This is a genomic window from Pseudomonas sp. FW305-7, from assembly GCF_058786735.1.
Window position 1 is genome coordinate 1 of the sequence record NZ_JBYSZA010000057.1, and the last position, 9,702, is coordinate 9,702.

The 9,702-nt window shown below is 61.7% G+C and carries 8 protein-coding genes and 1 pseudogene; 2 read left to right on the plus strand and 7 right to left on the minus strand.

Annotated elements, in window-relative coordinates; genetic code table 11:
* Nucleotides 1-233 (plus strand): annotated as a pseudogene (locus AC3WMT_RS30625) (hypothetical protein); the annotation flags it as partial.
* 40 nt (nt 234-273) lie between these two features.
* Nucleotides 274-798 (plus strand): AP2/ERF family transcription factor, encoded by a 525-nt coding sequence (locus tag AC3WMT_RS30630; RefSeq protein WP_158249166.1) that lies wholly within the window; start codon nt 274-276, stop codon nt 796-798.
* A 45-nt stretch (nt 799-843) separates the two neighbouring features.
* On the opposite strand, the gene AC3WMT_RS30635 is transcribed toward AC3WMT_RS30630, so the two are convergent.
* Genes AC3WMT_RS30635 through AC3WMT_RS30665 form a run of 7 tightly spaced genes read right to left on the minus strand, consistent with a single transcriptional unit; the run spans nt 844 to nt 9,292 of the window.
* Nucleotides 844-1,845: a response regulator gene (locus tag AC3WMT_RS30635; protein ID WP_103303078.1), complete on the minus strand. Its 1,002-nt coding sequence runs from the start codon at nt 1,843-1,845 to the stop codon at nt 844-846.
* A gap of 48 nt (nt 1,846-1,893) precedes the next feature.
* Nucleotides 1,894-2,904, minus strand: coding sequence for a chemotaxis response regulator protein-glutamate methylesterase (locus AC3WMT_RS30640; protein WP_213027670.1), 1,011 nt, complete (start codon nt 2,902-2,904; stop codon nt 1,894-1,896).
* Nucleotides 2,901-5,189 (minus strand): hybrid sensor histidine kinase/response regulator, encoded by a 2,289-nt coding sequence (locus tag AC3WMT_RS30645; protein ID WP_103303080.1) that lies wholly within the window; start codon nt 5,187-5,189, stop codon nt 2,901-2,903. Before AC3WMT_RS30645 ends, AC3WMT_RS30640 begins: the two co-directional genes overlap by 4 nt.
* Complete coding sequence (locus tag AC3WMT_RS30650) at nt 5,186-5,869, minus strand: chemotaxis protein CheW (protein WP_103303283.1); 684 nt, start codon at nt 5,867-5,869, stop codon at nt 5,186-5,188. The genes AC3WMT_RS30645 and AC3WMT_RS30650 overlap by 4 nt, the downstream gene beginning before the upstream one ends.
* Nucleotides 5,869-7,137 (minus strand): CheR family methyltransferase, encoded by a 1,269-nt coding sequence (locus AC3WMT_RS30655; RefSeq protein ID WP_103303081.1) that lies wholly within the window; start codon nt 7,135-7,137, stop codon nt 5,869-5,871. The genes AC3WMT_RS30650 and AC3WMT_RS30655 overlap by 1 nt, the downstream gene beginning before the upstream one ends.
* Nucleotides 7,134-7,670, minus strand: coding sequence for a chemotaxis protein CheW (locus AC3WMT_RS30660; protein ID WP_103303082.1), 537 nt, complete (start codon nt 7,668-7,670; stop codon nt 7,134-7,136). The genes AC3WMT_RS30655 and AC3WMT_RS30660 overlap by 4 nt, the downstream gene beginning before the upstream one ends.
* Entirely contained in the window at nt 7,670-9,292 is a 1,623-nt protein-coding gene (locus tag AC3WMT_RS30665; protein WP_103303083.1) for a methyl-accepting chemotaxis protein, read from the minus strand. The genes AC3WMT_RS30660 and AC3WMT_RS30665 overlap by 1 nt, the downstream gene beginning before the upstream one ends.
* Nucleotides 9,293-9,702: the final 410 nt, after the last annotated feature.

Here is a 9,702-nt window from a genome sequence, read left to right on the forward strand (position 1 = left end):
ACATGGACGTCAGCCGCCCCCTGCCCGACCTGCCGCAATACGAGGAATACCGCCACCTCGACCCCACCACCGCCGAACACGACCACCGAACCGGCCGCAACCCGCGCTTCTGGATCGACATGGACGATGCGACGTTCAAGCAGGTGGTCAGGGATATGCACCAACGCGTGAACAACATCGACACGTTTCAGCGGCCAAACCTGATGGCGAGGTATGTGACGTATGTCGATTGATCAGTCCGACCGACTCTCAGCAACTGAACAAGAGCCCAACATGAGCAACGACCGCCCTGCTGAAGCTACGTGCAGCAACTCCTACGCCATCATCCGAATCCGCCACAAGAAGTCTGGAGCGATGGCATGGCGTGTTTTTCTTTATCGGGAAGGCAGTGTGAAGGTTCACAAGGAGTTCCCATTTATCAGCCATGGTGGTGAACACCCGGCGCATGCCGCTGCCGTGCAATTTCGCAATGAGCAGATGCTCCGTTTCCCTCCCCCTCTGAGCTGTACGATTCGTCAAAAGCTCCGCTCAAGTAATACCAGTGGCCTGGCGGGTGTTTCAAGACAGAAAAACGGCAAGAACACTTACTGGATCGCGCAGACAACGGCCCGTGACGGTAAAAGGCTGACCCGGTCATTCAACGTCAACACGTTCGGTGAAGAACAGGCAAAACAACGGGCAATCGATGCGCGGACAGAACAACTGGCGACGATCGAACATCGGGTTTTTCGTCAACAGGGCGCCGAAAAGCTTTACGGTGAATTGCTGCTGGCAGCCTCGACCGGTAAAGAACAATGAAACAGCGCAGGGAATGCATTTATCCCTCAGAACTGTCCTGACCCGCTATTCGATACCCACCTGATTTCTCCCATTGTTCTTGGCCAGATACAACCCGCGATCCGCCGCCGAGATCAGCAGCCGGCAATCGCTGCCCGCCTCGGGCACCATGGTCGCCAGACCGATACTGATAGTCAGGCTCGCACCGTCGCCCGGGGTGTTGTGAGGAATCTTCAGCGCCGCCACAGTCTGGCGCAACTTCTCCGCCACCAGCCGTGCACCGCCCGGCGAGGTATTCGGCAGCACCAAGGCAAACTCCTCACCGCCATAACGTGCCGGCAAATCCGACGGTCGCGCGCTGGCATCGCGTATCGCCGTGGCGACCTTGCGCAGCGCCTCGTCGCCCTCGACATGGCCAAAACTGTCGTTGTACGACTTGAAATAATCGACGTCGATCATCAGCAACGACAACTGGCTCTGATCACGCAGCGAACGGCGCCATTCCAGTTCCAGGTACTCGTCGAAGTGACGGCGATTGGAAAGTCCGGTCAGGCCGTCGGAGTTCATCAGGCGTTGCAACACCAGATTGGTGTCGAGCAACTGCTGCTGGCTCACCCGCAACGCGCGATATGCCGCATCCCGCTGCAACAAGGTCATGTAGGAGCGCGAGTGATAGCGGATGCGCGCCACCAGCTCGATGGTGTCCGGCAGTTTCACCAGATAATCGTTGGCCCCGGCGGAAAACGCCGCGCTCTTGATCAACGGGTCTTCCTTGGTCGACAGGACGATGATCGGGATGTCCTTGGTGGCCGGGTGATTGCGGTATTCGCGTACCAGACTCAGGCCGTCGAGGCCGGGCATCACCAGATCCTGCAGGATCACCGTCGGCTTGATCCGCACGGCTTGCGCGATGGCCTGATGCGGGTCGGAGCAGAAGTGGAAGTCGATGTTCTCTTCGTTCGACAGCCCACGGCGCACGGCTTCGCCGATCATCGCCTGATCGTCCACCAACAACACCATGGCGGCGTTTTCGTCGGTTTTAATGTCGTCGATCTGTAAGTCATTCATGGGCGGTCACCTGAGTACTGCGGGGGCCAGGATTGCGGATAAATCGGTTCATTTGGGGAAAATCTCCAGCAATCGTGGCGCTATCTTTTCCAGTGGGCGAATTTCGACGGCGGCATCAATGGCCGCGGCGGCCTTGGGCATGCCGTACACCGCACTGCTGTGCTGGTCCTGCGCGATGGTCAGATAACCCTGCTGGCGCATGAGCTTAAGCCCTTGCGCCCCGTCGCGTCCCATCCCGGTCAATAAAACCCCGACCGCATCACCGTTCCAGTAACTGGCGACGCTTTCGAAAAACACGTCGATGGAGGGTCGGTAGATCTCGTTGACCGGTTCGGCGGTGTAGGCCAGCGTGCCGTTTTTCAACAAGCGAATATGGTGGTTGGTGCCGGCCAACAGCACCGCGCCAGCTTGCGGCGGCTCGCCTTCGCGGGCGAGGCGCACGTCCAGGCCACTGGCGCTGGCCAGCCATTCGGCCATGCCGGCGGCAAACACCTGATCCACATGCTGCACCAGCACGATGGCCGCGGAAAAGTTGCGCGGCAAGCCTTTGAGCAACACTTCCAGTGCCGCCGGCCCGCCTGCGGAAGAACCGATCGCCACCAGCCGCTGGCACGAGCCCGAGCTGCGTTGCGGTGTCGGCACCGGACGCGAACGCGGGGTTTTCTCGCCGATCAGCCAGCCAATATTGAGGATCTTGCGCAGCAATGGCGCCGCCGCTTCTTGAGCGTTGCCGGCACCGAGGGCCGGGGTGTCGACCACGTCCAGCGCGCCGTGGCCCATGGCCTCGAAGACCCGGTGCACGTTCTGCTGGCGGTCGACCGTGACAATGACGATCGCGCACGGGGTTTCAGCCATGATGCGCCGAGTGGCTTCGACGCCGTCCATCACCGGCATGATCAGATCCATCAGGATCAGATCCGGGGTGTTTTGCGCGCACAGTTGCACCGCTTCGGCGCCGTTGTAAGCGACCCAGACCACCTGATGCGCCGGCTCGAAGGCCAGCGCCCGGCGCAGCGCCTCCACCGCCATGGGCATGTCGTTGACGATTGCGATCTTCATGCCCGCGCTCCTCCGATAAGCTCAACCACTGCGTCGAGCAGGGCGTCGTCATGAAAACTGGCTTTGGCTAAATAATAGTCGGCGCCGGCGTCCAGTCCACGGCGCCGGTCTTCTTCACGGTCCTTGTACGAGACCACCATCACCGGCAGCGATTGCAGACGGTTGTCGCGACGCAACAGCGTGACCAGTTCGATGCCGTCCATGCGCGGCATGTCGATATCGGTGATGAGCAAATCGAAGTCCTCCGAACGCAGTGCGTTCCAGCCGTCCATGCCATCCACCGCGACGGCCACGTCGTAGCCACGGTTGAGCAGCAGCTTGCGTTGCAGTTCGCGCACAGTCAGCGAGTCGTCGACCACCAGTACGCGCTTGCGTGCCGCTTCTGCGACCTGATTGCCGTGGCGGGCGATGCGTTCCAGGCGTCCGGTATTGAGCAGCTTATCCACCGAACGCAGCATGTCCTCGACATCAACGATCAGCACCACCGAACCGTCATCGAGCAAGGCGCCGGCGGAGATGTCCTGCACTTTGCCCAGACGCTCGTCCAGAGGCAATACCACCAGCGTGCGCTCGCCAATGAAGCGTTCGACCGCCACCCCGTAGACCGCATCGCGCTCGCGGATGACCACGACTTTGAGGGTTTCACCGCTGTTCTGGCTGGCCGGACGGTTGAGCAACTGGCTGGCGGCGACCAGGCCGACGTGCTGGCCTTCATGCCAGAAATGCTGACGACCCTCGACTTGCACGATGTCGTCCGGCGCCAGATCACACATGCGCTCGATGTGCGCCAACGGAAAGGCATAGGCCTCTTCGCCGACTTCCACCACCAGACTGCGCACCACCGACAGAGTCAGGGGCACTTCGAGATGAAAACGACTGCCCTCGCCCGCCGTCTGCTCCAGCACCACGGCGCCGCGCAATTGACGAACCATGTGCTGAACAGCATCAAGCCCGACGCCCCGGCCGGACACTTCGGTGACGGTGTCGCGCAGGCTGAATCCCGGCAGAAACAGGAACGTCAGCAGCTCTTCTTCGCTCAACTGCGCGGCAGTCTCCGCCGGTGATAATTGTCGTTCGATGATGCTACGGCGGACCTTTTCCAGATCGACGCCGTTGCCGTCATCGCTCAATTCCAGGACCAGCAAACCGGCCTGATGCGAGGCCCGCAGGCGGATCAGGCCTTCCTCGGACTTGCCCTTGAGCAAACGCTGCTCCGGGGTTTCGATGCCGTGATCGACCGCGTTGCGCAACAAATGGGTGAGCGGCGCCTCAAGTTTTTCCAGGACATCGCGGTCGACCTGGGTTTTCTCGCCTTCGATCTCCAGCCGCACCTGCTTGCCGAGGCTGCGCCCCAGGTCACGCACCATGCGCGTCTGACCGCTGAGCACGTCGGCAAACGGCCGCATGCGACAGGCCAGAGCGGTGTCGTAGAGCACTTGTGCGCGCTGGCTGGCCTGCCAGGCAAACTCGTCGAGTTCGGCGTTCTTTTCTGCCAGCAGTTGCTGGGATTCGGCGAGCAAGCGCCGCGCATCTTCCAACGACTCCAGGGCCTCTAGGCTCAGTGCATGCTCCTTGAGATGCACGTTGAGATTTTCCAGGGCGCGCAGTCCGTTGTTCTGCATACGCTTGAGGCGCTGCATGGTCGCCAGATGTGGCTTGAGGCGCTGGGTTTCGACCAGCGACTTGCTCGACAGGTCGAGCAGGCTGTTCAAGCGTTCGGCGGTGACGCGCAATACGCGCTCGCCACCTTCGGTGGTGCGTTTGTTCTTGCGTGGCGTCGGTTCGGATACCTCGACAGGCATTTCCACCGCAGGCGCCAGCAGCGGTTCGATTCGGGGCGGCGGCTCAAGCTGCAACTCGGCCATGACCGGGGCAGCCACCGGAGTGACCGGGGTCGAAGGGTCGAGCAATTGCCCCATCAAGGCGACATACGCTTCGATGTCTGGCGGTTGCGGTGCGTTGGCCGGTGTCGCGATGCGCATCAGCAGGTCGGTGCCCTGCAACAACGCGTCGATGTGCTCCGGGCGCAGCAACAAACGCCCTTCCTGGGCGCTGACCAGACAGTCCTCCATCACATGCGCGACGCTGACGCCGCTGTCGATGCCGACGATCCGCGCCGCGCCCTTGAGCGAGTGCGCCGCGCGCATGCACGACTCCAGTTGATCGGCCTGGGTCGGATTGCGCTCCAGCGCCAGCAGCCCGGCACTGAGTACCTGGGTCTGGGCTTCGGCTTCGAGGCTGAACAGCTCCAGCAGGGAGGCGTCGCGCATTTGTTCGGGGGTCATGTGAGGCTCCGGGTCACGGCGAACAGCAGCTGTTCTTCATCCAGCCAACGCAGACTGCGACCTCGATATTGCAGGACGCCACGGGTGTATTTGGCGTTAGCCTGCGCGCCGGAACGTGAGGCGGCGTCGAGTATTCGTTCATCGATGGCGTGGATGCCGTCGACCTCATCCACGGGTACTACGACCGGCCCGCCATCGGCAGCGATGATCAGCATGCGCGGCATGATCCGCGCGCCGTTGGCCGGGGCCGAGTTACCGTCCAGATCCAGCAGCTCGACCAGCGACAGGCACGCCACCAACGCTCCGCGCACATTCGCCACACCGAGCAAGGCCCGCGAGCGCTGGTGCGGCAACGAGTGAATCGCCTGCAACGGCGCCACTTCTACCAGGCTGCGAGTGGCCAATCCGAGCCATTCTTCGCCGAGACGGAACATCAGCAGCGAACGGGTCTTCAGATCGGTTTCAAGCGCCGTCGCCACTGGATCGCGCTCGTCCTGCTGCAAGGCATAGCGATCGAGCAGGCGCGTAGCGGCGGCGGAATACACCGAGCAGTTACGGCAATGAATATGTTCTTCCAGCAACGGACACGACTTGTCGCCGTGGATGCCGATGCGGTTCCAGCAGTCATCGATGGCCCGGGCGTCTTCGTGGGTGACGTTCAAGGTGTCGGACGCGATCATCATTTACGCTCACTGTCGGCGGCACGGCCGCTGCGGGCGGCGCGTTCCTGCAATCGTCTGGCACCGGCGCTGTCACCCTGGGCCTGCAACAAGGCGGCCAGGTGCATCAGCGCTTCGGGGTGTTGCGGTTCGAGGTACAAAGCCTTGCGGTAGTAACCCTGGGCTTCGAGGGCCAGACCTGCAACATCGCTGAGCAGGCCGAGCCAGTAAAACACCTGCGCCACCGGTTCATGGCTGCGCAAATACTGCTCGCACGCAGCGCGGGCCTCGGCGCTTTTGCCTTCGTTGGCCAGTGCGGCGATGTTGGCCAATAGCGTGGCCGCGTCGGGATTCGCACTTTTGCTGGTCACCGGCATCGACGTCACGGAGGCAAAGGGTCGATTACGCACGGGCGGCGGCGGTGTGCTGCGCACGGGTTGGCGTACCGGCAATGGGACGGGCGCGGGAATGGGCACCGGCTCGGGTTGCGGCTCGCTGTGGCGACTGAAAGCAAACGACTGCGGGATGCCGATCGAACGCATGCCCAACCGCCCGAGCAGACTGCCCTCGGCCGGACCGATGAACAGCACACCGTCGACATGCGTCAGGCGCTTGAGCACTTCGAACACTTGCTTCTGGGTCGGCTGATCGAAATAGATCAGCAGGTTGCGGCAGAACACGAAATCGAAGGCTGGCTCACTGGCCAATAGCGTTGGATCGAGCACATTGCCGACCTGCAAACGCACCTGCTCGCGGACGATTTCGTTGACCCGATGGCCGTCCTGTTCAGGTGTGAAGTGCCGCTCGCGATAGTCCAGATCCTGGCCGCGAAACGAATTCTTGCCGTACAGCGCCCGCCGCGCCTTGTCCACCGACAGCGGGCTGACGTCCATGCCGTCGACCTTGAACTGATGCGGTTTGAGCCCGGCATCGAGCAAGGCCATGGCAATCGAATAGGGTTCTTCGCCGGTCGAACACGGCAGGCTGAGGATGCGCAGCGCGCGCATGTTGTTCAATTCGGCGAGGCGCTTGCGTGCCAGTTTGCCCAGCGTGGCGAAGGATTCCGGATAACGGAAAAACCAGGTTTCGGGAACGATCACCGCTTCGATCAGCGCCTGTTGTTCGTCCCGCGAGCCTTGCAGTAACTGCCAATACTCATCGGCATGCGCCGCTTGCGAGAGCGTCGTGCGCTGGCGCACGGCCCGCTCGATGATCGCCGGCCCGACCGAAGCGACGTCGAGGCCGATACGCTCCTTGAGGAAATCGAAAAAGCGCTGATCGCTGCTCATGACTGCGCCTCAAGCTGCGCCGGATCACGCGGCGGATTGGGGAACAGCAAGGTGCGCACCGATTCATCCAGCAAATCATTGACCCGCACCCACTGCACCAGCCCCTGCGCATCCTCGCGCACCGGGCCGAGGTACGGCGCCTCACGGTTGTCGAGGCCGTAAGGCTGAAACTCCTGCGGATGACAACGCAGGGTGTCGGTGGCCTGTTCAAGGATCAGTCCGAGCCATTGCGCCGGCTGCGTTTCGTCCGGGCGGTAATGCACCAACACCAATCGCGTACTGGTCCGCGTCTCGGCGGGCTGACCGAACGTCAGCGCACTCAGGTCGATGACCGGCACCACCGCGCCACGATAGGCAAACACCCCGGCGACCCATTGCGGCGCGCGGGCAATCGGCTTCAATGGCAGGCGCGGCAGCACCTCCGCGACTTCGGTGGCGCGCAATGCGTAGCGCTCGCTGCCAATACGAAACAGCAGGAACAACGCCGGCTTCACCACTTGCGCGGCGCTGCGTTTGGCGATGATTTCGCTCATCAGACTTTGAATCGCGAAACGCCGCTGCGCAGCCCGACGGCCACCTGGCTCAGTTCGTCGATGGCGAAACTGGCCTGACGCAACGACTCGACGGTCTGGCTGCTGGCGTCGCCCAGTTGCACCAGCGCATGGTTGATTTGCTCAGCGCCAGTGGCCTGCGCCTGCATGCCTTCGTTGACCATCAACACCCGCGGCGCCAGCGCCTGCACTTGGTGGATGATCTGCGACAGCTGCTCGCCGACCTGCTGCACTTCGGACATGCCGCGACGCACTTCTTCCGAGAACTTGTCCATGCCCATCACGCCTGCGGATACCGCCGACTGGATCTCGCGCACCATTTGTTCGATGTCATATGTGGCGACGGCAGTCTGATCCGCCAGACGCCGTACTTCGGTGGCAACCACGGCGAAACCGCGGCCGTATTCGCCGGCCTTCTCGGCTTCGATCGCCGCGTTGAGCGAGAGCAGGTTGGTCTGGTCGGCGACCTTGACGATGGTCACCACCACCTGATTGATGTTGCCGGCCTTCTCATTGAGGATCGCCAGTTTGGCGTTGACCAGATCGGCCGCGCCCATCACCGAATGCATGGTGTCTTCCATGCGCGCCAGGCCCTGTTGGCCGGAACCGGCGAGCACCGAGGCCTGATCGGCGGCGGTGGACACTTCGGTCATGGTACGCACCAGATCCCGCGAGGTGGCGGCGATCTCACGGGACGTCGCGCCAATCTCCGTGGTAGTCGCGGCGGTTTCGGTGGCGGTAGCTTGCTGTTGCTTGGAGGTGGCGGCGATCTCGGTCACCGAGGTGGTCACCTGCACCGAGGAGCGCTGCGCCTGAGACACCAGCGACGTCAGCTCGGTCATCATGTCGTTGAAGCCGGTTTCCACTGCGCCGAATTCGTCTTTGCGCTCAAGGTTCAAACGGCTGCTCAAGTCGCCGGTGCGCATGATTTCGAGGATTTGTACGATGCGGTTCATCGGCGCCATGATCGCGCGCATCAGCAGCAAGCCACAGGCACCGGCGGCCAGCACGGCCACCAGCAGCGAGATGAACATGCTGATCTTCGCTGCCGCGACGGCATCGTCGATATTGGCCATGGCCTGGTCGGCGACTTTCTTGTTTTCGCTGATGATGTCGTTGAGTTTCATGCGCCCGGTGTACCAGGTCGGTGTCAGCTTTTCGCTGAACAGCTTGACCGCGTCGGCTTCCAGATTGCGCTTGTGAAGATCCAGCACCTGATCCTGAATCTGCATATAAGTGTCGTGATATTTCTCGAACGCGGCGAACTCGACCCGATCCTCGTCCGTGGTGACGGTATTGCGGTAGTTGGCCATCTGCTCTTGCAGGCGGTTTTCGAACGCCTTGTAGTCGGCGGCATCTTCGCTACTGATGCCCTGCCCTTCCTTGAGCCCGAGCAACTCCTGGGTCTGCAGGTAACTGTCGACCCAGGCGCCGCGGATCATCGAGCTGTAATAAACCCCGGGGATCGCGTCGTCGCGCACGCTGCTTTCACTGCTTTCAATCTTCAGCAGCCGCGAATACGACACGACCACCATCAGCAACATGATCGCGATAATCACCGCAAAGCTCGCCAAAATGCGTTGGCGCAACGTCCAGTTCTTCACAGTGATTCCTCGTGCCTAGGTCGAAATGCGGGGAGTATAGCCGAGGGCAGTGTTTCATTAATAAGACGCTTTTTAACCCCCGGGCCGGCCCGGCGTGGTTTGCCGGGCGGCTCTGGGGTGGGACTGTCCGCCAATCCGGGGCTGGCGTACCAGTGACGGAATGACAAAAGGAGGCGATGGATCGGTCATTCGTGACCGGCCAATAGCGGCGAAGAGCCATGATGCGCAAGAAGTTGCGCACTTGTTTTCAATTTTCAGCTACCAACTTGGCTACAGCCCATAGGCCACAAGGCCTGTAGCCAAGTGCGCAAGAAGTTGCGCAGTACTGCGCAACTTCTTGCGCACTTTTACCCTGAATCCCCGCTGAAAAATCCCACAAAGCGCAGGCCAGAGCGGTTTCACCCCCGGCT

What these genes read in the sequence shown, in the direction of transcription:
- AC3WMT_RS30630 (WP_158249166.1), top strand. Translation starts at nt 274, where the DNA reads ATGAGCAACGACCGCCCTGCTGAAGCTACGTGCAGCAACTCCTACGCC.
- AC3WMT_RS30650 (WP_103303283.1), bottom strand. Translation starts at nt 5,869, where the DNA reads ATGATCGCGTCCGACACCTTGAACGTCACCCACGAAGACGCCCGGGCC.
- AC3WMT_RS30640 (WP_213027670.1), bottom strand. Translation starts at nt 2,904, where the DNA reads ATGAAGATCGCAATCGTCAACGACATGCCCATGGCGGTGGAGGCGCTG.
- AC3WMT_RS30635 (WP_103303078.1), bottom strand. Translation starts at nt 1,845, where the DNA reads ATGAATGACTTACAGATCGACGACATTAAAACCGACGAAAACGCCGCC.
- AC3WMT_RS30660 (WP_103303082.1), bottom strand. Translation starts at nt 7,670, where the DNA reads ATGAGCGAAATCATCGCCAAACGCAGCGCCGCGCAAGTGGTGAAGCCG.
- AC3WMT_RS30655 (WP_103303081.1), bottom strand. Translation starts at nt 7,137, where the DNA reads ATGAGCAGCGATCAGCGCTTTTTCGATTTCCTCAAGGAGCGTATCGGC.
- AC3WMT_RS30645 (WP_103303080.1), bottom strand. Translation starts at nt 5,189, where the DNA reads ATGACCCCCGAACAAATGCGCGACGCCTCCCTGCTGGAGCTGTTCAGC.